This is a genomic window from Psychroflexus salarius, assembly GCF_900129035.1.
Lineage (GTDB): Bacteria > Bacteroidota > Bacteroidia > Flavobacteriales > Flavobacteriaceae > Psychroflexus > Psychroflexus salarius.
In genome coordinates this window covers 248,886-273,360 of the sequence record NZ_FQTW01000003.1, presented here as the reverse complement: position 1 = coordinate 273,360, position 24,475 = coordinate 248,886, and the positions used below count along the sequence as shown (strand labels likewise).

Genomic DNA, 24,475 nt, shown 5'->3' with positions numbered 1-24,475 from the left:
TTTAATTATTCCTATAGTTTATTAAGGCTTTTATATTTGATTTAAATTTTGAAGGAATAGATCGTTTTATTAAAGTTAAAACACTTGGTCTGTATTTGTAGAACTTAAAATCAATTTCATCTTTATAAATTAAATTTTCATTTGACAGATGAATATCAATCCAAGAGTGTGGTAAAGACTGATATAATTTTAAAATTTTTGATTTAGAAATCCATGGGCTTTTAACATCTAAACCGAAAGGCCCAGCAGTCCTTAATTTTGTAGCATTATAAATTTTAGAAAAATTATAAAATGAAACTATATTGAAGGATTTATAAATTCCAAGACTTATAATTTTTTTAAGATAGTCAAGCCCTTGATTTTCAAATTGTAAATATTTAGGTAAAAGTTCTTTTTCAATTAAATAATTTAGAATAATTTTATCATAACCCTCAAGGTCTATTTTTACAAAATCAGGATGACCAAATTGATCTATCAAACTTTTGTAAGAAATTGATTTAACAATAATTTCTTCATAATCCATCAGGTTGTTATCAGGTATAGTAAATCGTCCTAAGCCTGTTTCGTACTTGTTAGTATAAAAAGTTACTGGTTTATTTTCATAATTTATTGTAAGACAATTTTCAACAAGAATTAATTTTCCAGAATCGATTTCATCCTTGAAATTACTTTTTATAATATTACACAATTTAGGATTGGCTTCAACGGCAACAACTTTACTAGCTTTCGAAAGGTAATATTTAAGATTACCACCTTCATTTGCTCCTAAATCAAAAATTAAATTCATTATAAATATATTAGATTAGTTTTTAAATAATTCCATAATCCACTCAACTTGATTAAACTTACCTTCGTGCCAATTTAAATCTTTATCCCAGTAGCCAGGACATTTTAAATAAGGTTCGTGAGCAAAACCGTAATTAATCTCCACAATTAACGGTTTATTATTTCGATCAAATACAAAATCGTAAGCAACACAACTAGCATCCAATTTTTCAGATGTTTCAAACGCAATTTGTATACACCTTGTATCTATTAATTCTATGTCAAATTTAATGGCACCTCCTCCAGAAGCACGAAAATCATTGGGTCTTGTCATTCGTTTTATGGCAAAGGCTTTATCTCCAATGGTAATTACTCGTATGTCAAAATTGTTTGCTGGTATAAACTCTTGAAAATACACATAGCCTTTTTGTGGGCCTACTGTTTTTGCAAATCTTGTAGATACCAACAGACGGCGAATACTTTTAAGGAAGTCAACAGACTTCAATTTCTTTTGCCTGAAGCGTAAGAATTGTTCTTTAATGTCATTCCAGCCATCGTAGGCTGCAAAACCTTTACCAAAGGCTTTGTTAATTTTACTTATGGCTTCATTTTTAGAGCGGACTAATTTCACGTTGGTAGAACCTGCACCACCTCTTAGTTTAAACACTTTTGGATAAGTGGTTTGTTTTGCCCAGGTTAAAGCCTCTTTTTTTTCATAAAACACATAAGATTTAGCCACTGGTGCTTTTATGGCTTCTAACAAGTATTTTTGGCCGACTTTATCGTCAAAATGCCAGTTAGCATTAAATTCTGGGAACACTTTTTTTCCAGCCTGCTCTAATGCAAATAATAGTCCTTTGGCAAACAATACATCTTTAGCATCTGTATGGTGGTGATGCCACAATAATACATCACAATCTTCTAATTGCGTCATGATATCATTATCATAACAAGACACAATTTTATGGGGAATATTATGTTCTTTACAGTAATTGATCCAAATGGGTGAAAATCCCCAAGATGATTTATGTATGGCTATTTTCATCTACTTAACAGGTTTAATAGGATGTCTCTATGTGCTTCACATCGTATTATATTTAAGTATAACTTCTTTTTTACTTTATTATTCAAGAAGTTAGGTAATAAGCCTATTGATAACAATTTATGTAAATACTTTGATGTGTAAGGTTGCAAATAATGTATATATTGTTTTTCAACTTTACCTACAAATTCTTGATACTCCTCTTTAATAAGTTTTTCAGAGGCAATTACCTTAGCTAGCTTTTTTCTCATTTCTAAAAAATGCTTTATTTCTGTCTCATTTAAACTTTTAAGTTTTATTGCATTAGAAGCAACAAGTATTACTGGTATTTCTTTAAGTCTTATTGGTTGGTTTTTTTCAATTTCTAATTGGCAAATAACTCCTAAATTCCATGATATATCAGCATTTTTCTTAGGGAAAATAAAATTTCCAGTACCATAAACTATAGGGATATTGTTTATTACCTGAGAGCCGTTATACACATGCGTATGATGTGCAATTACCGCATCCGCTCCTTGATTGGCAAAGAACTCCAGAAGTTTTTTGAATCTCGGACTTGGGTACTTATGCAGTTCTGCGCCACCGTGAATAATAACAATAACTTTATCTACTTCAGACTTTAGGCATTGAATTTGAATTGTATTATCTATTATATTTAAAGGTGATGCTCCAGGATAGTTCCCATCAGTATTTGAGAATTCATTTTCGGCAAAGTTTAGAATACCTATTTTTAGATTTTCCTTATTCATTATAAAAGGTCCAGATGCCTCTGACAAATCTTTACCAGCTCCAACAAAATCAATATTATTTTGAGTTAAGTATTTAATAGTACTCTTCAAACCCTCTGCGGAATGGTCTAATATGTGGTTATTGGCTAAGGTAACAAAATTGATATTTAAGTTTTTTAAAATTTCCAAACATCTGGCATCTGTATGTAAACTAGGCCCGTACTTTTCTGAAGGTGTAAACTTATCAACGATTGGCGCTTCTAAATTAACGATATTAATATCAGCTTGAGTAAATACTTTCTGTAAATCTGAATCTACTATTTCACTACCTTTAATCTGATCTAAAAATGTGGGAGCCAAAAAAAAGTCTCCAGCGATATTTAATTTAAGCATGTTTTTTTGAATCTTTAATTAATCGCCCTAATTCTTCGCTATGCATAAATTCTACATTAGGCCATTTTTTTATCACTTTTAATAAAATTTCCTTTAAGAGCAGCAAATTCTCATCCCTGTTACTTTCAACAAAACCGCCCATAAAATTAAGCCTATGCATACTGATTGTTGCTGGTTTGTTTAGATGGAATGCCATGTTTATCTGTTCTAAGCATTTATCCTTCATTTTCTTTTTTTCATTTGATGTACTTGGTTCAAAAATGCTATTTCTCACTAAGTAAATTTGACCCAAGCTATTTTGTTCTCCAATTCTTTTGATAATACTTCTATCACCATACTTTTTTGGAAGCATTTGTGAACGTGAAGACTGAATAAAGTCAACACCTACTTCATTTAACTTAATTTCAATATTTGAAGACCAAACATAATTTGGTGCGATAAATGATTTTGATTTATAACCAAAAAATGACTGAAATTTTTGCGATGCTAAGCTAAGACTTGGCAGCATAAAATCATCGAGTTCTTTATCATCGTAGTAATTTAATGTCGCTAAATACGTATCTCTTTTTTCTTTTGAAACATTTGTACTAATTCCGTAAACTTCGTGCCTAAAAGCCTCTAAACTTTCTTCTTTTCTATCTTTCAAATTACGTAACCAATAAGGAACTTGCACATGCTCCATACCGTGTAGTTGAGGATAAAAAAACTTCTTTTTCATAAGCGAATTGACACAATTCTTGTATTCATTTAGTTGGCTACGTTCACTCAAATGATCCCAAAAAAACTTTCTATAATACTTTTTAAAGTCTGAAGCCATAATTTTCTCAAAATCTGGATTTGAGAGTATATAGTTTGCTGTAATTACAGGCCTTTTGTTTGTTTGTTCATAAATGCTCGAAAAGATATTTTCAATTGCTTCAAAATCTTCACGATTTTCGAAACTGTCGTATTTTAAAAAAGGACATTTATCAACTTCAATGTTTTTTTTCAGTAAGGCATTAAAAGACTCTTTAGATGGCATTCTAATACTACCCCAATCATCGGACTCTATCACCACAATTTTGCGATTGATTGACCAATCTTTATAGGAGTTTTTGATAAATCCTAAAGATGATTTCAGTTTTTGAATCATAAATCTTTAACGCTTATAAATTCAACCTCTGGCCATTTCTTTAAGATTTGCTTTAATAATTCATCTAAAGCTCGTAAACCTTTTTCTCTGTTTTTTGGATCTATTCTTCCTACAAAAGATGCCCTATGATTTGAGATGATGGCTGGTTGTTTTAATTGAAAAGCCTCTTCAATCCCTTTTAGACAGTCTTCTACGCCATTATTGGTTTCTGACATATTGGTTTCAAACACTGTATTTCTAACCAAGTGCCGTAGGCCGTATTTTTGTTTTCCTAAAATAAAAAAACGCAGTGTGGTTTTTCCATTTGGTTTAGGCATCTTAAAAAAGCGTGGTACATCTAAGTATTTTATTCCTTCACCTGAAACTCTTCTTTCCAGGTGATTAGAAAAACTGATGGCTGGTGGTGTAAAAGAATTTGGTGTTTTACTGAATAACTCTTGAAAAATAGTTACAGACGATTTTAATGTCTCTAAGTTAAGCGTTTCATCTTTAGTATTCATGACATCAAAAGCAGCCCCGTAAGCTCTATAGTTAGATTGAATTTTAGCGGGTGGTAAAAAGAAAAACTCTTCTTCAAATGCTTTTCTTGTGTTTGAGTTCTTATTTTGTAAATCCTCCAACCACCAATTCCATTTGAGGTGTTCACGGCCATGAAGCTCTGGAACGAATATGTTTTTGTTTTGCCCCTGTTTGATGAGTTCTAAAACTCTATTTGAGTCTTGATATCTATCATAAGTCTCCGCAATGGTCTCAAACTCATAGTTTTTAAAATCACTGGCTTGTATTCTCTTAAAGTCAGGATTCCCAAGATTGGTAACTGCCGTAATGATGGGATGATTTCCTTTATAATCTTTGTACTTGATTAATACATTAAATAATTCTTCCAGATCTTGATTGGTTTCTAGAGCATCATATTGGTCGAAGCGGTTGTTGCCTAATACATCTAAATCTTTTAGTCTTTCTCGGGATTGTTTTGATTTTAAACGTAAAGAACCCCAATCGTCTGACATCAACAGAATTAGTTTTTTTTCGGTTTGGTAACCGAGTTTAGCTGAAATTGTTTTTAGTAATTTTTTCATTATAAGATGACATCTAAAAAAGACCAATTTAAATCATAACCAAATGGAATAACAATACTCGGCGATAAAACTACTGTACTCAGCGTAGAAAAGCCTACTCTTAAGCTAATAATGATAGGTAATGCCATAAAGGCAAGGCTAAAAGTTGAATAGATTGAAGTAATCTTTGGCTGCCAATATTTGATTAAAATTAAAGAATTTATGACACTAAGCACGTAGAACACTGATAAAAAGCGCCCGCCTGAAGGTACTAAGCTCACTATATTTGCATAACTTAAAAATAGTAAGCTAAAAGACAGTATATTAACTTCAGCTTTTCTTAATCGGTCGTTTTTATAATATTTAAACATCAACAAAATGCTATTAAAAATCAAAATTGACTTAAGTAAAATTGGGCTTAATTTCATGAACCATACTGCTTGTGCTTTTTGTTCTGAAACTTTATCTGCATATTGTTCGCTAGCATAAGCCGAGGCTTTTTCATCAAAAGCTGGGCTAATTTGCTCTGCAATATTTTGGATACTTTGAAAATTGATTTCTGAAACTGTCATGGTAACCAAGCCCATCATTAAATAGAGCCATGGCCTATTACCCGCAAATATCCAAGCTACTAATACAACATTAGCACCTAAAAACGAGAAATGCATAAAACAAGCTGAAACACATAACAATAGATATTTATAGTCTCTATCCCACACCACATGTAGAGCCCCTAAAATAAATATCCAAGCAGCTGTCCACATTCTAAACCCATTAATATTAAATATAGGTATTAAGACGACTAAAAGCACTATGTAAAGTTTACTGGTTAAAGATTGGCTAGGTTTTATTTTACTCATAACAAAGCCTATTGACTTTAAATAAAAAAAGCCGAAAATTAAGGCATATACCGCAAACAACACATGGTGAGAGTCTGTGAATCTAGAAATGATATAGGTTATTAAGGGCTGTAAAAAATCTAAAGATGTATTGTATAAGTCAAAAAGTTGGTCGAAAAAGCTTGAAAAGGGTTTTGTATAAGCTAACTCTAGTCTTTCTGCATATCGCTCTCCATCCATTCTAGAATCTATCACAAAACAAAAGCCATATAAGGCAAAAAAAGCCATGATAATTTTTTTGCTGAATGGTTTGTCAAAATTCTCTACTGCTTTTACAACAGCCATCAATGGCCAGAATAAAAACATTATAAAAAGATTTTTTTTCAGGAATTTAGTCCTTTTAATGTCTAATATTAATCTACTATTCACCTGAGTCTAATTCTAAGAATGATTTAGCCACGTTTATTATATTGTAGTCATCAATATTATTAATTACTTTAGCATTGGAGTAATCTTGATTTAGAAATTGATTAACCAAATTTCTATCTATATTTTCTGGTAAGATATTTAAAATTGGCCGCTTTGCTAGGGTATAGTCAATTAGTTTACTTGGTGTTACAATTGAAACCCCATTATCAAGATTGACTAAAAAGTCCATTTTACTTAACTCAAATAACAATTCTGATCGCGGGATTGGTTGGTGTAAAATTATGCGTCCTTTAGATTGTTCTGCTAAATGCTTTAAATCAGAACTATTATTGGAATAAATATGAAATCTGAATTCCTGTTTTAAACTTAATAAATACTTGATTAATTGGTGTGGACTTCTAACACCGCTTGCAGAAACACCACCAGCGTAAGCAAACTCGATAGGTGTATTGGGTGAAAATCTGTCTACAATCTTAATATTTTCAAAACTAAAACCCTGTGGAATTACTTTGAATTTGCGATGGTATTTTTTGTTATATCCTGCAATAGAACCTTTTGTAGGCACTGAAATGTAATCTGCTTTTTTTAAAAAATTATTTTCAAGAAAGCGAAAATAAAAGGGTGGCGGTATACGCTCTAACTGATTATCCATGAATGGATCTCCACAATCTGCGACCCAAGTTTTGGCAATAGGATTTTTCTTTGATCTCAACTTAGCGATAGCCCAATGGTTTTCATGGGGCACGGCGATGCTGATCAGTAAATCGTATTGCTTTTTTAGATGTTTTAAATACTTTGGTAGCTTAAAGTAAATTTCGATGTTAGGGTACTCAAACAATAAAAATAAAAGTCTTCCAAATTTGCGTTTCCAGTCACCAATCAATTTTGATTGCCCTAATTGCTTCCATTGAAGCGACCCATAATATTTTATTTTAATGCTGTGCCCTTTAGCGTAGTCTAACTGTTGCTCTGATTTTGAATTCTCAGGCAGCAAGACTTCAACCTCATGCCCTAGCCTCGCCAATTCTTTTGCTAACTCTGTTGTTCGGAATGAACGTGGTGAGTTCATCGGGTAAAACGCACGTGATATGATGAGTATTTTTTTAGGCATTAGCTTCTATTTTCCAGATTTGTTTGTAGTAGGTTAGAGCTAATTCAGCTACATTATTTGCATCGTGATACTTTTCTACGAAAAGCCTACTTTTTTTACTAATATCTTCTAGTTGCTCAGGGTCATCTAGTAGGTCTTCAATTTGAGTGACTATATTTTGCTTGGTTATGTTAATCACAGGTATTTCATCTGAGTAATCTATATTTTCAAAATAAATTTCATCAATAAACGCCATCGTTGTCTTACCAAATGCCATCGCTTCCAATGCTGCAGTGCCATACCATCCAACTGAAATTTGATCAATAAATATATCGCAAGTTTTGTATTCTTCCAAAAGCTCTTTATGAGTAACACCTTCTACAATTTTAAATTCAAAATCATATTTTAGTTTTAATTTATTTATAGCTGATATTATAATTTCAGTTCCCTTAAATGCTCTTGAAGTAGGCGCATGTAGTATTTTTAATCTCTCGACTAAAGGCTCTTTTATTTCATATTTATAATTATTCAAATTGATTGCTAAAGGAAGTAAATTTTTTATCTGAACTCCAAATTGCTTAGCAAAATAAAAATGAGACGGTAGACAACAGAAACTATGATTCAAATATTTTTGCTCATTAATTAATCTCTTCTTTGTTTTAAAATCATGTTTTTTCTGATTAACATAAAAAGGGTGATTTTGTGGCAACTTATATCGATAAATTAAGTCTGCGTAGTTCCTTACATCATTTCCTAAATACTCCATAACTACTTTTTTACCAAACATCTTATAAAAAGGTAAGTCAATTTGGTTTTTAAACAAGGTTTTACCAAAATAAAAATGAAAGGTGTTAAAGGCAAAGAACCAATATAGTTTTCTAAGGTTATTCCAGGTATGCTTAACAACTTTTGATAGGATGCTACCACCATGTAATAACTCGATATCCACTTTTCTTTTTGACTTATCGCCTGTAACAACCGAAATTGATTTAACTCCCTTTTTTCTCAGTGCTTCAGACAAAAGTCCGGCCTGTGTTCCATAATTAACCAAGCCATGAAAAACTTTTAATTTATCGGTAGTCATTAATGGTTTTAATTATGGTATTGACTTCATCTTTAGTAATGACCTGACTTATTGGAATACTGATAACCTCGTCGTGCATTTGTTCAGCTACAGGTAAATTTAAATGTTTAAATTCTTTTAAAGCCGATTGGTGGTGTGGCGGTATGGGATAATGAATGACTGTCTGAATATTATGTTTTGCAAGGTATTCTTGAAAATGATTTCTTCGGCTTTCTTTAATTCTTAATATAAATAAATGAAAGGCATGTTTTTCTATATCATGCACAATGGGCAATTGTATATACTTATTTTTAATTTGCTCTACATATAATTTGGCTACATCTTGGCGTTTTTTATTATCACGGTCTAAGTTTTCAAGTTTTTTATTTAGAAATGCCGCCTGTAATTCATCTAATCGGCTGTTGACGCCTTTGTATTTGTTGTGGTATTTTTGATGAGAGCCATAATTTCGGTAAGCTTTAATAATTTCAGCCATTTCTGAATCGTTAGTTGTGATTGCGCCACCATCACCCAAGGCACCAAGATTTTTACCTGGATAAAACGAAAAAGCTGTGGCATGGGTTGACCCACCAACTACCTGACCTTTCAAATCTTTTGCGCCATGTGCTTGCGCCGCATCATCAAACAATAACAAGCCATTCTCACTAGCAAGTTTTGTTAAGGCTGGTATATTTGAAGCTTGACCATATAGATGAACTGTAAAAATAGCTTTAGTTCGACTTGTGATTACTTTTTTAGCGTTTGAAACTGATAGGTTAAAATCTTCATCAGGCTCCACAAAAACTGGCTTTAAACCTGCATTAATCACTCCTAATATAGTGGCGATATAAGTGTTGGAAGGGACAATCACCTCATCACCTTCTTTAAGCTGACCTGCGATTTTATAAGCTTCAAGAATAATCGTAATCGCTTCTAAACCATTGGCTACACCTATACAATGTTTTGCCTTACAATACTTGGCAAAATTAGTTTCAAAACTCTCTAAGTGCTTGCCCATTAACACCCAACCAGAATCTAGCAAATCGTCTAATTGGGTATGAAAAGTCTCCGTGTATTCTTTATTTATTTGCTGTAAATCTAAAAACTTAATCATTTTGTATTAATTGATTATTAACAATAACCCACTCTTTTCTGTTTTTATCTATGAAAGTTTTAGCGTTTTTCCTTTTCATTTTAGTTCCATCTTGATTCAACCAACCTATTATTTTCGCTGGATTTCCAACGACTAAGGCTCTATCTGGCACATCTCTTACCACAACACTTCCAGCACCTACCATTGAATTAGCTCCTAGCACTAATCCTCCCATTATAGTTGAATTTGCTCCAATTGAAGCGTTAGATTTTACAAGTGTTTTTTGAAATGATTCAGGGTAACGCTTAGATCTAGGAGTTTTATCATTAATAAAAGTAACGTTTGGACCAATAAAAACATTATTTTCAATTCTTAAACCATCCCAAATTTGAACCCCAGGCTTTATTGTTACATTATCACCTATTATAACATCGTTTTCAATAAAAACGTGGCAATTAATGTTACAATTATCACCAATTACAGCTCTTTCAAGTATAATCGTAAATTGCCAAATGATTGTGTTTTTACCTATACTTTTTGAGTTTACATCTGAGAGATTATGAATGTTTCTTTTTTCCATCTTTAATAATTGCTTTAAAAGCTAAAATATCTTTTTTAAAAAAAACTCCAAGTAGTATAGTTAAAATAAAACAGTAAAAAGCTAATTTATAAATTAAGGAATAAACTACTATATCAGAAAAATTAACAAAAACAAAAAAGTAAACCACAGTATTAATAATTAAAATTATTGATATATCTTTCAACTGCTGAACGGAGCTATAGTCGATTAACTTTTTGCTATAACTACTAATCAGCAAAAAACAGAAAAATTCGTATAAAATTAAACCATATAAAAAAGGCTCGATACCATAAAAAATTAAGGTTGCAATCAAGGGTATTGCTAAAAACTTACGGTAAATCCCTATTTTAAGAATTTTACCACTTTGTTTTTTGACTTTTAAAATATTAGAATTAAGCGCATCTAATGGATAAAACAAACCAGAAAAACAGAGAATGCTTAAATATTCTCCAGCTAATTCCCACTGCTGACCCATTAAAACTACTGTTAAATCTTTAGCAATAAAGGATAATAAAAACATGCCTGTAATAGACACCAACATGGTCGCTTTTAAGATTTGCTGGTATGCGTTTTTTAATCTTTTGTCATCATCTTGTATTTCACTTAAAACCGGGTAAGTGACGCGCTGGATAATTTGAGTCAACGTATAAGAAGGTAAACGCTTAAAAGTTTCTGCACGTGTGTATTGGCCTAAATCTGCAGCTGAAAAATATTTACCAATAATTAAAAAATACATGTTTTTATAAGCGGTATCAATTAAGCCTAAAAACATCAGTTTATTCCCAAAACCAAACATATCTTTAAAGGACTCCTTGTCAAAACGTAAACTTGGTAACCATTTGGTTAAGTGCCAAAAAGCTAAAAGGGTCAATAAGCTTGCAATAATATTTTTCCATACTAAACTCCAAACGCCATAATCTAAGTAGGCTAAGACCACAGCAACACCACCTGAAAGTAAAGAGGAAAATAAGGTGAGCTTCGCTAAAGCTTTAAAGTTAATGGCCTTTGTTACTTGGGCACGTTGCACTAAGGTTAGTGCATTAATAATTAAGGTAAATGATAATAAGCGAATAATGTCGGTTAGTATTGGTTTTTCGTAAAACTCAGCTATGAATGGGGCTGTAAAGTATAAAACAGCATAGAGTGTAATACTTACTCCGGCATTAAATAAAAAAGCGGTATTATAATAATCGTCATCAGGATTTTTCTTTCTGATTAAAGCATCACTAATTCCTGAATTTATTAAGACCTGAGAAATACCTATAAAAATGGTGATCATCCCAATTAAACCAAATTCTTCAGGTGTTAATAATCTGGCTAAAATAATACCAACGCCAAAAGTAATCACTTGGCTTGACAAATTCTCTACGGCACTCCAAGCTACACCGCCTAATGCTTTTTGTTTAAGCATTTTTAAAGTTTAAGAAGTCGTTATAATTTCTTAAATAATCTTGTTCATCATATTCATGGGATGCTAAAACCAAACAAATGGCTCCCGAGGTGAAATTAATTTCAGATGCCCAAATCCCTGGTGGAACATGCAAGGCTTGATTAGGTCTACCTAATGAGAAAACATGTTTATTTTTAGTATCGTTAACTTCAACTTGAAAACCACCACTTGCCGCAATTAATAATTGATGACACTCTACATGGGCATGTGCTCCGCGAGATTCACCTCCAGGAATATCATATAAATAAAACACACGTTTTACTTCAAAAGGAACTTCTCTATTATTTTCAATCACAGAAATATGTCCTCGGCGGTCACCAATTTGATTAATCTCAATAAGCTGGCAATCTTGTATACTTGTGCTTTTACTCATTACAACTGGCTAAAATTTCTAATATAATCTTCCGCATCAAATTTATGACTCGATAGGTGCAAAGTTACGGCGTTAGTCGAATGGTTTTCTATATGTCGCCAGGTTTTTGGCGGAATGTAAATGGCATTATAAGAACGGTTTAACTGATAGGTGTCTTTTTCACCACTTTTATTAGTAATAACTACATCAATGCTACCTGAAAGTGCAATAATAATTTCTTCTTGTTGATGGTAGGCATGACCGCCTCGTTGCTCTCCGCCTGGCACATCGTAGGTCCAAAACACACGTTCTACTTGAAAAGGAATGTGTGTATTTTCTTGAAGAAAAGTTAGGTTACCTCGGTCATCTTCAATCTTCGGAAGTTTTAATAGCTTAACTTGGTTTAGCATTGTTTATAATTTGCGGATTTGTTGTAGGCTGTAGGCACTAGGCTTTTAATTTTTGACTTAATCTATAAAGCTGCGTTACAAAATCGATAGCTTCATTCCAAACTTTAAGGTCTTTATGTGTTTTCATTTTATTTGAAAGACTGGTTGGCTGGTGGACTGGTGGACTGATTGACTGATTGACTGGTTCACTGGTATACTGGTTCACTGGTTCACTGTTTTAATACATCAACCCGAAATGCCAAAGTGGTATGGTGTTTAAAAAACCTGTTTCGATATCGTCTTTAACGACAAAGCCATTTTTTGCATTTTTAATTTGTTTCAAGCTTTTGTTTTTTCCGCCAACTTCAAAATCGAGCTTATCAATTCTAAAATCGGCTATTGCTGAAGCAGAAACATTGTATTTTGCTTTTAATTGGTTAAAGAAAAACGTCTCTCTTAGATTTCCCTTGTTTTGGTTTTCATCAGCTAGGTTATAAAGTAAATTGGTGTTTTCTAAATATACTTTTTCTACTTTTCCTAAGGCACGAATACCTTTAGTTTGACTTCTTAGCTGTGCAATCATTCCTGCATCTTCTATATAAAGCAAATAATCTGCAATGTTGTTTCTGCTGATATTTAATAGTTCAGCTATTTTGCTCATATTCGGTTTGAAAGGAACGCTTTGTGCCACAACGGCTAATAATTGCTTTAACTTTCTTCCTGTTGAAACATTCATTGATGCGTAAATTGGAATATCTATTTCTAAAGTTTGGTTAACAACTTGTTGTAATTTTAAATCAAACTCATTTTCTGTTGCAAAAGGATAATAACCACTTTTTAAGTATTCTTTAAAAAGTGGTAATGGGTGTTTCATTTCTGGAACATTGACTTGATGGTTAAGTATTTCATCTAAAGCATATCGTGGTGCTTTTATCTGATGAAATAGCATTAAATATTCGCGAAAAGACAGGCCTTGCATAGCATAAATAACCGCTCTTCTGCTTAAATCTGAACTTCCTTTTTTGATATCTAAAATTGAAGAACCCGTAAATACTACCTTCAAGTTTTGATGATAGTCGTAAATTAATTTTAGTTCTTTAGACCAGTCTGGATATTTGTGTATTTCATCTATAAATAAATATTTACCGCCTGCTTTTACAAAGTCACTTGCTAAATCAGTAAATCTGTTTTTAGCAAAATAAAAATCTTCTGCGGTTACATAAAGTGTTTCTTGCGGATTTAAGTTATTTTTTATGAATTGAAGTAGCAGGGTTGTTTTCCCAATCCCACGTGAACCGATGAGTCCAATTAATCTATTGTTCCAATTGATTTCATTATACACATAGCGAGTAAATGAAGTATCAACCTGTTTAATTAACTGATTAGAATATTGAAATAGACCTTCCATGCGCCATTTAATTACACAAATATATCATAATTTGCACCGATAGGGTGCGTTTATTTTTATTTTTTGCACTATTGTAGTGCGTTTTATTTTGTTTTGAGATTCTGAAGACATTGTGGACTGGTTCACTGGTCACTGGTCACTGGTTCACAGATCACTGACTTAAGTATTGTATTAGTTTTACGAGTTGCTTGCCGACTTTAGCACTTAGAGATTCCATTTTTTCAAATTCATCTTGGCTTATAAACCTAAGGTTTTTAGAGATCATCAGCTGAGTTTCAATTTCAGAATTACTTGCTAGTGCAATAGCATAAAATTGTCTTCTCTCCTTAACACCTCGTCTTGCCGAACCTTCAGCTATATTAGATGGAACAGAAACTGAAGCGCGTCTTAATTGACTAGTGAGACCATACATTTCAGATTTTGGGAAACCGTCGGTCATTTTATAGATTTGAGTGACAAATTCAATAGCCTCATTCCATACCCTCAAATCTTTATGTGTTTTCATTTTATTTCTTTTACTAATTACTGGTTGACTGGTTACCGGTTGACTGGTTGACTAGTTCACTGGTTGACTGGTTTACTGGTTCACCGGTTTACTATTTACAAATTCTCCCAATACCATTTTACCGCTTCTTTAAGTCCGCTTTTAAATTCGTGGGTAGGCTTATAATTGAGTTTTTCTTGTGCTTTTTCGATGCTCGCTAAGGAGTGTGGTACATCGCCTTGACGATTGGGTCCGTTTTTAATAGGGACTTCGTTTATTTTAGAATCGTAATGACTTAGTTCATCTCTTAATAATTCAGCCATAGCTTTAATAGTAATGCGATCGCCAACGGCTGTGTTATACACTTCATTTAAAGCTGCTTGATTAGTGGTGGTGATCGCTAATAAATTCATTTGAATGACATTATCGATGTAGGTGAAATCTCTTGAATAAGTGCCATCGCCATTAATTACTGGCGACTCGTGTTTCATGAATTGCATCACAAATTTTGGGATAACCGCGGCATAAGCGCCATTTGGGTCTTGACGGCGACCAAAGACATTAAAGTAACGTAAACCCACACAATTGAGTCCGTAGGTTTTTCCGAAAATATCGGCATAGAGTTCGTTAACGTATTTGGTGATGGCGTAAGGTGATAAGGGTTTGCCTATTTCATGCTCAACTTTTGGTAATTTGGTTGAATCGCCATAAGTTGACGAACTCGCCGCATAGACAAAACGTTTAACCTTTTGATCTTTTGCAGCCACTAACATGTTTAAAAACCCATTAATGTTAACTTCATTGGAAGTAATTGGATCGTTAATTGATCTTGGAACAGAACCTAAAGCGGCTTGATGCAAAACAAAATCTACTCCTTTACAAGCGGTTTGGCAAGTTTCTAAATCGCGAATATCGCCGTCGATAAAACTGAAGTTTTCTTCTTTTAGGAAAGGAGCGATGTTGTGTTTGTGCCCAGTTGCTAAATTATCAAGTGCTGTCACTTTTGCACCGATTTTTAAAAGTGTTTCGCAGAGGTTGCTTCCTATAAACCCAGCACCTCCTGTTACTAAAATTTTTTTGTTATTTAAACTTTCGAATTCTGTTAAATTCATACGATATTGATGTTTGTTACTTCTTCATTTTGTCTTGACACAATCCCGAAACATCGGGAGAACCAATCCCGAAGGGTCGGGACAAGACTAATTTAAGGAAATTTTTGCGGCGCTGGGCTCTGCAAAACCATTGCTGGTAGTTTTGCTGCATGCTTATCACTGCGTGATGCACTTCCGCAAATACCACAATTATTTCTGGAAATTAGTCGGTTTACGTTATAATTCAGTTTTTTAAGCTTTTCGACACTTCTTTAATTTTTCAATATTTTTTCAATAGACCTTTCTTCGCTTGTAGGCTTTTTTATTAATTGACACATTTGCATGTTAGCGTTCTGTTTTCGGCTCACTATTCACGGTTCGCTATTCACAACTCACTAAAAACTGACTATTAAGAAAAAGCACGGCTTCGCCATGGCGAGTCCCATTAGAGGGTCGCTCATGACTCCAAAAAAATAGGCATCATACTATTAAACTTCACGCCATAACTGAAGTTATCGCTATTCTGCTATTAAGATAAGGTTGGGGAAATAGGATTTACAAAAATCCAAACTAAATAACTTCGTTTTGGTTAGCATGATGATGTGTTAGTTGGGTTCAAATGTAATATATTATATGACTTTTTAAAAATATAAATCAATTAACTCTATTTAATCTGCTTGGTAGATTTCTAAAACACGGGCTGAAGGATCAATTACATCACCACACCATTTTGGTAACCATTGGTATGGTGTTAATTGATGGTGGTTTGCGTAATACTTGGCAAAAAGTTGACGGTAATAAAAGGCTTCTTTTGTTGATGGAACAGGTGAAAATTGGTGCTTCTGAAGTTCAAAAGCTTTATCTGAAACAATTAAATCGACATGACTTTTGATAATGCTACTCCAAGATTTTGATTGCGCACTCACACTATCTGAAAACCCATTTTTTCGTCGCCAAAGCACCTCATCTGGCAATAATGCATCTTCAGCAAAAGCCTTCCTTATCAAATACTTTTCAATTTTAGCGTCATTAAACTGACGTTCTTTAGGTGGTATACTCATATAATATTGCACAAAAGTTTTATCTGCAAAAGGCACACGCGCTTCGAGCCCTGCATTTGAAATACATCGGTCGCCTCGTTTCATATCAAAAAAATGAATATCTTTTAATAAACGAATCGCTTCTGCTTGAAATTCGGCTTCTGATGGTGCATTTTGAAAGTACAAATAAGACCCAAATTCATCGGCTGTTTCTCCTGAAAAAAGAACTTTAACATCGGTGTTTTTGGCTACGTATTTGGCCACTAATTGATGCCCTACTGAGGCGCGAATGGTGGTGACATCATAGCTTCCTAATATGTAAACTGTCTCTTCTAATGCGGCTAGAAATTCTGATTCAGAAGCCACAATGCTGTGGTGTTTACTACCGATGTGTTTCGCCACTTTTTGTGCGGCTATTAAATCGGGGCTTCCTTCTAAACCGATGGAGAAGGTTTGCAACTGTTGCCCTTTAGCGCGATAAGCTTTAGCTAATAATGCTGCTACTAAGCTACTATCTAGGCCACCACTTAACAAACAGCCCACAGGGCGCTCACTCATCATTCGTTTTTCAACCGCTTGTGTTAATAAAGTTTTTATGGTTTGAGTATAGACTTCAACTGGCGTTTCTTTAGTCTGATAATCATGTGTAAAATAAGCTTTAAACTCCTCTGTTTTAGACGACCAATACTGTGCTGGTGGAAATTGATTCAATTGTTCACAAAAGGTTAGCGCTTTACTTTCTGAAGCGATGTAAACTTCAGACTTATATCGACCAAAATACATTCCGCGCACTCCTAAATGATCTCTTGCAGCAAAAAATTCATCGGTGGTTTCATCAAACAACACAAAGGCGAATTCGCCATCTAAGGCGTTTAGTGTAGCTTCAATTCCTATAGACCGGTAAAGGTCAATGATTACCTCGCAGTCTGACCCTGTTTTTAGTTGAAGTTGATGGACTTTAGCGAGTTGTTGATAGTTAAAAATTTCTGCATTGGCCACTAAATACACGCCGTGTTTATACATAGGTTGGTTAGCTTCCGGCCTTAAACCGTTAATCGCTAAACGGTGAAAGCCAAAGTAAGTTTGGGGTTTAATTTCTTTAAAATCGGTTGCATCGGGACCGCGATGTTTAATTTTCATGAACTGCTTAAATAAGTCTTGAGCACTTTGTTGGGTCTCTATAGCTGCAAAAATTCCGCACATTTTGGTTGTTTTTAAAATTATTTACAGCAAATAACTAATATAGCTAAATAATAATCAATACTTTTGGTTTAAAAACATATATTATTTACTATTTTTGAATTAAACTAATTATTTTTAAGCAAATGGATACTACAGACCAAATTATCTTAAATATTTTAAGTACCAATGCTAAAGCCTCGCTTAAAACCTTAGCCGATGCTTGCCACTTAAGCACCGCTGCCGTTCATTTGCGATTGAAAAAACTCGAAGACCAAGGTGTGTTAACCGGTTCACAATCAGAGATTAACTTGCACCAACTGGGTTATCAAACCCAAAGTTTTATTGGCATTTACTTCGATCGGGCTAATATGTATCAACCTGTAAAAAAAGCCTTATTAGCTATTGATGAAGTGGTGGAATGTTATTATACCACAGGTAATTTTTCATTATTAGTAAAAGTGATTTGTCGTGACAACCAGCATTTAACCGAAGTTTTAAGTGGAAAATTACAGCGTATTGATGGCGTTGCAAGAACTGAAACTTTTATTTGCCTAGAACAAAGCTTCAGCCGAGCTGTTAAATTTTAAGTTATTTATTGAAGTCTTGATTTATAATTGACTCCTCACAAATGTTGAAATAGAAATAAATTCAAGCTTTCGTTTAAGTGATGCCAAACTTATAAAAACAGTTTTTTTGCGTCAGATTTAAGGAAAGCTTCTTAAATTGTCATCAATTTAAATGCAATGCTAGAACTTCAGCAATTATCTATCGCTTTTCAGTCTAATACCGTTGTAAAATCGGTTGATTTAAGTCTTCAGCCCAATGAAATTTTAGGCTTAGTTGGCGAATCAGGCTCAGGTAAATCGGTCACTGCAAAAGCCATCATGCAACTGCTGGATAAAAAAGCCGAAATCACAGGCCAGTTAATATTTGAAGGTAATGATTTAAATCAATATTCTGAAGCAGAATTTCAGCAATTAAGAGGTCGTGAAATTTCGATGATTTTTCAAGAACCTATGAGTTCATTAAACCCGTCGATGCGCTGCGGAACTCAGGTAGCTGAAATTTTAAAACAACACACCAAAGGTTCTCATAAATCGATTCAAGCTGAAGTGATTCGTTTATTTGAAAAAGTTAAACTTCCACGGACTGAACAACTTTATAAGGCTTATCCTCACGAAATTAGTGGTGGCCAGAAACAGCGTGTCATGATTGCCATGGCTATTGCTTGCCAGCCGAAGATTTTAATTGCAGATGAACCCACAACCGCGCTTGATGTTACTGTTCAAAAAACCATCTTAGAACTGCTGAAATCGATTCAAGCAGAAACCGGCATGAGCATCTTATTTATTTCTCACGACTTAGCTTTAGTCTCAGAACTCGCCGATCGTGTGGCGGTGATGTACCAAGGTGAATTGGTTGAAGTTAATGAGACTGCCACATTATTTAAACAACCCAAACAAGCTTACACCAAAGCTTTGCTAGCAACTAAACCACCTTTAAAATATCGCTTAAAGCGTTTACCAACTGTTGCTGATGTGATGCAAGACAAGCTTAATTTAGACAAAGAAAGCCGTGCCGAACGCGAAAAAAGACATGAAAATATTTATGGGCATCCGCCGCTGTTAATCGTTAAGGATTTACATAAAACTTATGTTAAAGCTGGTCGCTGGTTATCAGCTTCGACTGAAGTTAAAGCTGTTAATGGCGTAAATTTTGAACTTTATGAAGGAGAAAATATGGGTTTGGTTGGTGAATCTGGTTGCGGTAAATCAACTTTAAGTAAAGTCTTATTAGGACTTGAGCCAGCTACAAAAGGTGAAGTATGGTATAAAGGCCAAGATATCACTCAACTTTCATCAAAACAATTTAAACATTTACGCAGTGATATTCAGTTGATATTTCAAGACCCTTTTTCAAGTTTAAATCCGCGGCTTAGCATTGGTGAAGCTATTGTAGAACCTATGTTAGTTCATGGTATTGCGCACTCAAAAACTCAAGCCCAACAAACTGCTTGTGAGCTTTTAGAGCGTGTTGGGTTAAGCGCAGCGCATTTTCATCGCTATCCGCATGAATTTAGTGGTGGTCAACGCCAACGTATTGGTATTGCCCGAACGATTGCTTTACAACCAAAAATCGTGATTTGCGATGAGTCTGTTTCGGCTTTAGATGTCTCGGTTCAGGCTCAAGTGCTCAATTTACTCAACGATTTAAAAGCTGATTTTAATTTTACGTATTTATTTATCTCACACGATTTAGCCGTCGTTAAATACATGGCCGACCAATTATTGGTTATGCGTGATGGTGAAATTGTTGAACACGGAAATGCTGATGTGGTTTATGCTGACCCTCAACAAAACTACACGAAAGAATTAATTGCTGCCATCCCAAAAGGAATTGACTAAGTTTGGTCTAGGTTTTAAACTTATGAATAAAAACAGGTTTCAAAAACATGGTGAGCATGTTTTTGAAACCTTTAATTCTTATGCCTTCAACTGTTGTGCTAATAAATCAGCCACTTTTTCAGATGAAGCTGGATTTTGACCAGTTATTAAATTTCCATCTTCTACGGCAAATGGTTGCCAATCTTTTATTTTTGTGTAAATACCGCCATTTTTAACAAGCATATTTTCTAATAAAAACGGCACCACTTCGGTTAGCTGTACCGCTGCTTCTTCTTGGTTGGTAAAACCTGTTACTTTTTTTCCTTCAACTAAAGCTTTACCATCAGATTTTTTGGGATGTTTTAATACTGCTGGCGCATGACAAACAAAAGCGATTGGCTTTTTATCTGCGTTAAAGGATTCGATAAGCTTAATGGAATCTTTATCTTCAACAAGATCCCAAAGTACACCATGACCGCCTGGATAAAATACAGCATCAAAATCTGCCGCATCAACATCACTTAATTGATGGGTTTGAGATAAAAGTTTCTTTGCCTCTTGATCTTTATCAAATCGCTGTGTGGCTTCGGTTTGGGCATCTTCAGTTTCAGAATTCGGATCAATTGGTGGTTGGCCGCCTTTTGGTGAGGCTAATGTAAGCTCAAAGCCTGCATCTTTTAAATTATAGTAAGGTGCGGCAAATTCTTCAATCCAAAAGCCTGTATTATGACCTGTTGTACCAAGTTGATCGTTACTTGTTATCACAAAGAGTATTTTTTTCATAATTGTTTTTTTTTACAAATGTAGGCCTGAGTTCCTGGTTAAAAATTGATGTATATCAAGATGACCTGTTAATTATATGTTAGGCAAAAAATTCAGTTTTTATGAATTTTAATTCTGTCGTGACTTCAATAAAACATTTAAAGGTTTAAATGCTATTTCTAATGCGACTTAAACTTTCAGGCGACATGCCTAAGTAATTAGCAATGTTATAATTAGGAATTCTTTTTTCTAAGTCAGGATATTGCTCACAAAACTCTTTATAACGCGCTTTGCTATCGTTTTGTAGTCCAGATAGCACTCTATTTCTTAGTGCTACAAAGGCTTTAGTAACTTTTAATCTAAAAAATCGTTCGAATTTTGGTATGGTTTGGTAGAGTTGTTCTAGGTCTAATTTATCTAGACTAAGTATCTCACTATCTTCTAAGCATTCAACATATAATTGAGCAGGTTTAGCATTAAAAAAGGCTTCAAAATCACTTATCCACCAATCTTCAATGGCAAATTGAATAATATGGTCTTGGCCAGCTTCATCTATATAATAGGCTTTTAAACAACCTTTTAACACGTAATATTCCTTAGTTACTTTATCGCCTGGTTGAAGCAAAAGCGTCTTCTTATTAAATTTTTGACGACTTAACAAGTTGGTGAAGGCTTTAATTTCTTCAGGATTGAAATCGACATCTTTAAGAAGGTGGCTTTGTAATTGCAAATACATGGTGCTAATTTATAGCAAGTTTAGGGATTTTTCTGCTACACCAAAAAAGTTAGGCCTCAGCATCTATTAATTATTGGTTGAAGATTGAAATAAGCTGCGATAAAAAATAAATAATAACAAGATTTAAAATAAATTTCTCTTAAATTTTAATGGTTTTTATGAATCTTAATTGTTAAACTATGATTAAAGACATCATCTATAGTTATAACAGATTCGTGAGCGTTAAAATAAAATTTATATTTGTGCATCCTATCAATTAATTATGTTAGAAGCAGTTTTAGTCGGTTTTATATTTGCAATTCTCTTGGTTTTTGTTGGCCGTTGGTTTCGTGGGCCTATTGCCGTGGTTTCTGCATTAATTCCTATTGGACTGTTTGTTTACTTTTTATGGCATATCGGTGGTATTTCAGCTGGAGATGTTATTTATGAAAGCTATCGGTGGATTCCCAGTTTTGGGGTAAATCTTAGTTTTAAACTCGATGGCTTATCGCTGCTTTTTAGTTTAATGATTACAGGCGTTGGTAGTTTGGTGTTTCTATATACGGCTGCCTATTTAAAAGGACATAAGTATTTAGACCGGTTTTATGGCTATTTGAGTTTGTTTATGGCAGCTATGCTTGGTTTAGTCTTATCTGACAACTTAATTTCAATGTTTGTGTTTTGGGAATTAACCAGCATTTCGTCGTTCTTTTTAATTGGTTTTAACAACGACTCTAAAGCCTCTAGACAGTCGGCCTTAGTTGCTTTAGGAATTACAGGCTTAGGTGGTTTATTACTTCTTGGTGGTGCGTTATTGTTAGGCTTTATTTCTGGCACTTATGAAATTTCTGAAATGCTAACTCAAAGCGACGTTATTACGCAGCATCCTTACTATGCTTTAGCGGCGATTTTAATGTTTGGTGCTGCATTTACAAAATCGGCTCAATTTCCATTTCATTTTTGGTTACCTGGTGCGATGAAAGCGCCAACACCTGTATCAACTTACTTACATTCGGCGACCATGGTTAAAGCTGGCGTCTATTTATTATTTCGATTTTCACCTGTTTTAGGTCAAACTGAATTATGGCATACCACACTCATTAGTATTGGTGCTATCACTATGTTATACTCTGCTATACATATTATTTTTAGAACTGACTTAAAAGGTATTTTAGCATATTCTACTATTTCGGCCTTAGGAATTTTGGTGTTTTTAATTGGCATTGGCACCGAAGCTGCGTTGATTGCCGCATCTGTTTTTATTGTTGTACACGCTTTATATAAAGCCTCATTATTTTTAATTACAGGAATCATAGACCATGAAACGGGAACACGAGACATCACAAAACTTACGGGTTTACGCAAAGTTCTTTTGCCCGTGGCCATTGCAGGTTTTATTGCGGCTTTGATTAGTGGTGGCGTGCCACCAAGTATTGGTTTTGTGGGTAAAGATTTAATTTACGAAGCAACTTTACACTCGAATAATGCAGTTTTACTTACCGTTTTAGCCATTGCCACAAACGCTTTACTATTTTACGGCGGTTTTGTAGCTGGTGTTAAGCCATTTATGGGTCAACTACCAAAAAAGTTTGAAAAGATTCATTTACCAAGTCCGTTAATGTGGTTGCCGCCATTAATTATGGTCACAGCTGGTATAATTTTCGGAATTGCGCCAGGTTTAGTTGAAACGACTTTTGCCCAACCAATAGTTAATGTTATGTTCACTTCAGCTGAAGACGTTCATTTAAAATTGTGGCATGGCTTTAACCTTGTGCTTGGGCTAAGTGCCTTAACATTAGCCGTTGGAACGATTTTGTATTTCCTATTGAAGCCAACGCATCAAAAAGAAACATTTATCAGTCAATTTAATTTTATAGCCCCAAAAGATTTAACGCTGAAGCTTTCAGATGGCTTTGAGTGGTTTGGACATATTTGGACGGGCTATTTTCAAAATGGCTATTTAAGACATTATTTATCGATCGTTGTTGGCTTTATTATTTTGTTATTAGGCTATTTGTTGCTTTTCGATTTTGATTTAGATATTGATTATGCCAGTTTAGCCCGAATTACCGTTTATGAAATTGCGATTGTGCTGATGATGGTCATCGCGATTATTTTCACTGTATTTACAAAATCACGTTTAGCTGCTGTTGCCGCTATGGGAGTTGTTGGCTTTGCGTTTAGTCTATTCTTTTTATTTTACAGTGCACCCGATTTAGCGATGACGCAATTTTCAGTTGATACCTTGACGGTTATTTTGTTTGTGTTAGTATTATACAAACTCCCAACCTATTTAAAATTAACCAATGATAAAATCAGAATAAAGCACGGTATTTTATCGTTGAGCTTAGGTGGCCTAATTACTATATTAATTCTTAAGGTACTCAACGAACCCAAAAACACAGAAATTACTGATTTTTATGCAGAAAATGCCTATAAATTAGCCCATGGAAAAAACATTGTGAATGTTATATTAGTCGATTTTAGAGGCATTGATACCATGATTGAAATTTCTGTCTTGGTCGTGGCTGCTTTAGGCGTTTTTGGTTTACTGAAATTACGATTAAAAACAAAAGATAAAAAATAAAGCAAGTGAAAACCATAATTTTAAAAACAGCCTCGAATTATTTACTGCCAGTATTATTGCTGTTCTCTGTATTTATATTATTACGAGGACATTATTTACCTGGTGGCGGTTTTGTGGGTGGCTTAGTAGCCGCAATTGCTTTTGTACTTGATGCTTTTGCAAACGGCCTACAAAACACGAAACAAGTGCTCAAAATTCACCCTGGATTTTTTATGCCTGTGGGTTTGGCTATTGCCTTTTTAAGCGCTATTTCTCCTATATTATTCGCAGACTTACCGCTTATGACAGGCCTTTGGGCGCATGAACCTGTTCCTGTTTTAGGTAAAATAGGCTCGGCATTATTTTTTGACACTGGCGTTTATTTGGTGGTGATTGGTGCCGCTTTAACTATTATTTTCACCATATCAGAATCAGCTTAA

General features: G+C 34.1%; 24 protein-coding genes. 4 read left to right on the top strand and 20 right to left on the bottom strand.

What is annotated here, in order from left to right:
- Position 1: 1 nt before the first annotated feature.
- The 18 genes from BUB82_RS06015 to BUB82_RS05935 all read right to left on the bottom strand — a co-directional run bounded on the left by BUB82_RS06015 (position 2) and on the right by BUB82_RS05935 (position 17,629).
- Positions 2-787 (bottom strand): FkbM family methyltransferase, encoded by a 786-nt coding sequence (locus tag BUB82_RS06015; RefSeq protein WP_073192702.1) that lies wholly within the window; start codon positions 785-787, stop codon positions 2-4.
- A 15-nt stretch (positions 788-802) separates the two neighbouring features.
- Positions 803-1,810, bottom strand: coding sequence for an ATP-grasp domain-containing protein (locus BUB82_RS06010; RefSeq protein ID WP_073192701.1), 1,008 nt, complete (start codon positions 1,808-1,810; stop codon positions 803-805).
- A complete protein-coding gene (locus BUB82_RS06005) occupies positions 1,807-2,928 on the bottom strand; it encodes a CapA family protein (RefSeq protein ID WP_073192700.1) in 1,122 nt (373 codons plus the stop codon). The genes BUB82_RS06010 and BUB82_RS06005 overlap by 4 nt, the downstream gene beginning before the upstream one ends.
- Complete coding sequence (locus BUB82_RS06000; RefSeq protein WP_073192699.1) at positions 2,921-4,060, bottom strand: hypothetical protein; 1,140 nt, start codon at positions 4,058-4,060, stop codon at positions 2,921-2,923. The genes BUB82_RS06005 and BUB82_RS06000 overlap by 8 nt, the downstream gene beginning before the upstream one ends.
- On the bottom strand, positions 4,057-5,139 hold the full coding sequence (locus BUB82_RS05995; protein WP_073192698.1) for a hypothetical protein: 1,083 nt from the start codon (positions 5,137-5,139) through the stop codon (positions 4,057-4,059). The genes BUB82_RS06000 and BUB82_RS05995 overlap by 4 nt, the downstream gene beginning before the upstream one ends.
- The gene (locus BUB82_RS05990; RefSeq protein WP_083574481.1) at positions 5,139-6,323 is read right to left on the bottom strand and encodes an EpsG family protein; all 1,185 of its coding nucleotides are present in this window, start codon (positions 6,321-6,323) and stop codon (positions 5,139-5,141) included. The genes BUB82_RS05995 and BUB82_RS05990 overlap by 1 nt, the downstream gene beginning before the upstream one ends.
- A gap of 55 nt (positions 6,324-6,378) precedes the next feature.
- Positions 6,379-7,497, bottom strand: a complete 1,119-nt coding sequence (locus BUB82_RS05985) for a glycosyltransferase family protein (protein WP_073192696.1) — start codon at positions 7,495-7,497, stop codon at positions 6,379-6,381.
- Positions 7,490-8,560, bottom strand: coding sequence for a glycosyltransferase (locus BUB82_RS05980; protein ID WP_073192695.1), 1,071 nt, complete (start codon positions 8,558-8,560; stop codon positions 7,490-7,492). The genes BUB82_RS05985 and BUB82_RS05980 overlap by 8 nt, the downstream gene beginning before the upstream one ends.
- A complete protein-coding gene (locus BUB82_RS05975) occupies positions 8,547-9,653 on the bottom strand; it encodes a DegT/DnrJ/EryC1/StrS family aminotransferase (protein ID WP_073192694.1) in 1,107 nt (368 codons plus the stop codon). The genes BUB82_RS05980 and BUB82_RS05975 overlap by 14 nt, the downstream gene beginning before the upstream one ends.
- The gene (locus tag BUB82_RS05970; protein ID WP_073192693.1) at positions 9,646-10,212 is read right to left on the bottom strand and encodes an acyltransferase; all 567 of its coding nucleotides are present in this window, start codon (positions 10,210-10,212) and stop codon (positions 9,646-9,648) included. The genes BUB82_RS05975 and BUB82_RS05970 overlap by 8 nt, the downstream gene beginning before the upstream one ends.
- Positions 10,190-11,623, bottom strand: coding sequence for a lipopolysaccharide biosynthesis protein (locus BUB82_RS05965; RefSeq protein WP_073192692.1), 1,434 nt, complete (start codon positions 11,621-11,623; stop codon positions 10,190-10,192). Before BUB82_RS05965 ends, BUB82_RS05970 begins: the two co-directional genes overlap by 23 nt.
- Positions 11,616-12,035 (bottom strand): sugar 3,4-ketoisomerase, encoded by a 420-nt coding sequence (locus tag BUB82_RS05960; protein ID WP_073192691.1) that lies wholly within the window; start codon positions 12,033-12,035, stop codon positions 11,616-11,618. Before BUB82_RS05960 ends, BUB82_RS05965 begins: the two co-directional genes overlap by 8 nt.
- Positions 12,035-12,424 (bottom strand): sugar 3,4-ketoisomerase, encoded by a 390-nt coding sequence (locus BUB82_RS05955; protein WP_073192690.1) that lies wholly within the window; start codon positions 12,422-12,424, stop codon positions 12,035-12,037. The genes BUB82_RS05960 and BUB82_RS05955 overlap by 1 nt, the downstream gene beginning before the upstream one ends.
- Positions 12,425-12,461: 37 nt before the next feature.
- Entirely contained in the window at positions 12,462-12,551 is a 90-nt protein-coding gene (locus BUB82_RS11880; RefSeq protein ID WP_143185651.1) for a four helix bundle protein, read from the bottom strand.
- A 90-nt stretch (positions 12,552-12,641) separates the two neighbouring features.
- Positions 12,642-13,811 carry an ATP-binding protein gene (locus tag BUB82_RS05950; RefSeq protein ID WP_073192689.1) on the bottom strand — a complete coding sequence of 390 codons (1,170 nt, stop codon included), beginning with the start codon at positions 13,809-13,811 and terminating at the stop codon, positions 12,642-12,644.
- Between the two features lie 151 nt (positions 13,812-13,962).
- On the bottom strand, positions 13,963-14,316 hold the full coding sequence (locus BUB82_RS05945; RefSeq protein ID WP_073192688.1) for a four helix bundle protein: 354 nt from the start codon (positions 14,314-14,316) through the stop codon (positions 13,963-13,965).
- Between the two features lie 95 nt (positions 14,317-14,411).
- Positions 14,412-15,407 carry an SDR family oxidoreductase gene (locus tag BUB82_RS05940; RefSeq protein ID WP_073192687.1) on the bottom strand — a complete coding sequence of 332 codons (996 nt, stop codon included), beginning with the start codon at positions 15,405-15,407 and terminating at the stop codon, positions 14,412-14,414.
- Positions 15,408-16,054: 647 nt separating this feature from the next.
- The gene (locus BUB82_RS05935) at positions 16,055-17,629 is read right to left on the bottom strand and encodes an asparagine synthase-related protein (protein ID WP_073192686.1); all 1,575 of its coding nucleotides are present in this window, start codon (positions 17,627-17,629) and stop codon (positions 16,055-16,057) included.
- Positions 17,630-17,751: 122 nt separating this feature from the next.
- On the opposite strand from BUB82_RS05935, the gene BUB82_RS05930 reads away from it, so the two are divergent.
- Together BUB82_RS05930 and BUB82_RS05925 are read left to right on the top strand one after the other, a co-directional pair.
- A complete protein-coding gene (locus tag BUB82_RS05930) occupies positions 17,752-18,195 on the top strand; it encodes an Lrp/AsnC family transcriptional regulator (protein ID WP_083574479.1) in 444 nt (147 codons plus the stop codon).
- Between the two features lie 156 nt (positions 18,196-18,351).
- Positions 18,352-20,013 (top strand): ABC transporter ATP-binding protein, encoded by a 1,662-nt coding sequence (locus BUB82_RS05925; protein WP_073192684.1) that lies wholly within the window; start codon positions 18,352-18,354, stop codon positions 20,011-20,013.
- 78 nt (positions 20,014-20,091) lie between these two features.
- Here the strand turns inward: BUB82_RS05925 and BUB82_RS05920 are convergent, their stop codons facing one another.
- Entirely contained in the window at positions 20,092-20,775 is a 684-nt protein-coding gene (locus BUB82_RS05920; RefSeq protein WP_073192683.1) for a type 1 glutamine amidotransferase domain-containing protein, read from the bottom strand.
- A gap of 145 nt (positions 20,776-20,920) precedes the next feature.
- Positions 20,921-21,490, bottom strand: coding sequence for a Crp/Fnr family transcriptional regulator (locus tag BUB82_RS05915; RefSeq protein ID WP_073192682.1), 570 nt, complete (start codon positions 21,488-21,490; stop codon positions 20,921-20,923).
- Positions 21,491-21,752: 262 nt separating this feature from the next.
- Between BUB82_RS05915 and BUB82_RS05910 the strand changes: the two genes are divergently transcribed.
- Together BUB82_RS05910 and BUB82_RS05905 are read left to right on the top strand one after the other, a co-directional pair.
- The gene (locus tag BUB82_RS05910) at positions 21,753-24,056 is read left to right on the top strand and encodes a putative monovalent cation/H+ antiporter subunit A (RefSeq protein WP_073192681.1); all 2,304 of its coding nucleotides are present in this window, start codon (positions 21,753-21,755) and stop codon (positions 24,054-24,056) included.
- Between the two features lie 5 nt (positions 24,057-24,061).
- Complete coding sequence (locus tag BUB82_RS05905; RefSeq protein ID WP_073192680.1) at positions 24,062-24,475, top strand: Na+/H+ antiporter subunit B; 414 nt, start codon at positions 24,062-24,064, stop codon at positions 24,473-24,475.

Excerpts from the sequence above, each read along its gene's own strand:
- BUB82_RS05960 (WP_073192691.1), bottom strand. The coding sequence starts at position 12,035 with ATGAGTAAAAGCACAAGTATACAAGATTGCCAGCTTATTGAGATTAAT.
- BUB82_RS06010 (WP_073192701.1), bottom strand. The coding sequence starts at position 1,810 with ATGAAAATAGCCATACATAAATCATCTTGGGGATTTTCACCCATTTGG.
- BUB82_RS05950 (WP_073192689.1), bottom strand. The coding sequence starts at position 13,811 with ATGGAAGGTCTATTTCAATATTCTAATCAGTTAATTAAACAGGTTGAT.
- BUB82_RS05915 (WP_073192682.1), bottom strand. The coding sequence starts at position 21,490 with ATGTATTTGCAATTACAAAGCCACCTTCTTAAAGATGTCGATTTCAAT.
- BUB82_RS05985 (WP_073192696.1), bottom strand. The coding sequence starts at position 7,497 with ATGCCTAAAAAAATACTCATCATATCACGTGCGTTTTACCCGATGAAC.
- BUB82_RS05925 (WP_073192684.1), top strand. The coding sequence starts at position 18,352 with ATGCTAGAACTTCAGCAATTATCTATCGCTTTTCAGTCTAATACCGTT.
- BUB82_RS05990 (WP_083574481.1), bottom strand. The coding sequence starts at position 6,323 with ATGTTTTTATTCTGGCCATTGATGGCTGTTGTAAAAGCAGTAGAGAAT.
- BUB82_RS05910 (WP_073192681.1), top strand. The coding sequence starts at position 21,753 with ATGTTAGAAGCAGTTTTAGTCGGTTTTATATTTGCAATTCTCTTGGTT.
- BUB82_RS05940 (WP_073192687.1), bottom strand. The coding sequence starts at position 15,407 with ATGAATTTAACAGAATTCGAAAGTTTAAATAACAAAAAAATTTTAGTA.
- BUB82_RS06000 (WP_073192699.1), bottom strand. The coding sequence starts at position 4,060 with ATGATTCAAAAACTGAAATCATCTTTAGGATTTATCAAAAACTCCTAT.
- BUB82_RS05935 (WP_073192686.1), bottom strand. The coding sequence starts at position 17,629 with ATGTGCGGAATTTTTGCAGCTATAGAGACCCAACAAAGTGCTCAAGAC.
- BUB82_RS05945 (WP_073192688.1), bottom strand. The coding sequence starts at position 14,316 with ATGAAAACACATAAAGATTTGAGGGTATGGAATGAGGCTATTGAATTT.
- BUB82_RS05995 (WP_073192698.1), bottom strand. The coding sequence starts at position 5,139 with ATGAAAAAATTACTAAAAACAATTTCAGCTAAACTCGGTTACCAAACC.
- BUB82_RS05930 (WP_083574479.1), top strand. The coding sequence starts at position 17,752 with ATGGATACTACAGACCAAATTATCTTAAATATTTTAAGTACCAATGCT.
- BUB82_RS05980 (WP_073192695.1), bottom strand. The coding sequence starts at position 8,560 with ATGACTACCGATAAATTAAAAGTTTTTCATGGCTTGGTTAATTATGGA.
- BUB82_RS05955 (WP_073192690.1), bottom strand. The coding sequence starts at position 12,424 with ATGCTAAACCAAGTTAAGCTATTAAAACTTCCGAAGATTGAAGATGAC.
- BUB82_RS05970 (WP_073192693.1), bottom strand. The coding sequence starts at position 10,212 with ATGGAAAAAAGAAACATTCATAATCTCTCAGATGTAAACTCAAAAAGT.
- BUB82_RS05975 (WP_073192694.1), bottom strand. The coding sequence starts at position 9,653 with ATGATTAAGTTTTTAGATTTACAGCAAATAAATAAAGAATACACGGAG.
- BUB82_RS06005 (WP_073192700.1), bottom strand. The coding sequence starts at position 2,928 with ATGCTTAAATTAAATATCGCTGGAGACTTTTTTTTGGCTCCCACATTT.
- BUB82_RS05965 (WP_073192692.1), bottom strand. The coding sequence starts at position 11,623 with ATGCTTAAACAAAAAGCATTAGGCGGTGTAGCTTGGAGTGCCGTAGAG.
- BUB82_RS06015 (WP_073192702.1), bottom strand. The coding sequence starts at position 787 with ATGAATTTAATTTTTGATTTAGGAGCAAATGAAGGTGGTAATCTTAAA.
- BUB82_RS05920 (WP_073192683.1), bottom strand. The coding sequence starts at position 20,775 with ATGAAAAAAATACTCTTTGTGATAACAAGTAACGATCAACTTGGTACA.
- BUB82_RS11880 (WP_143185651.1), bottom strand. The coding sequence starts at position 12,551 with ATGAAAACACATAAAGACCTTAAAGTTTGGAATGAAGCTATCGATTTT.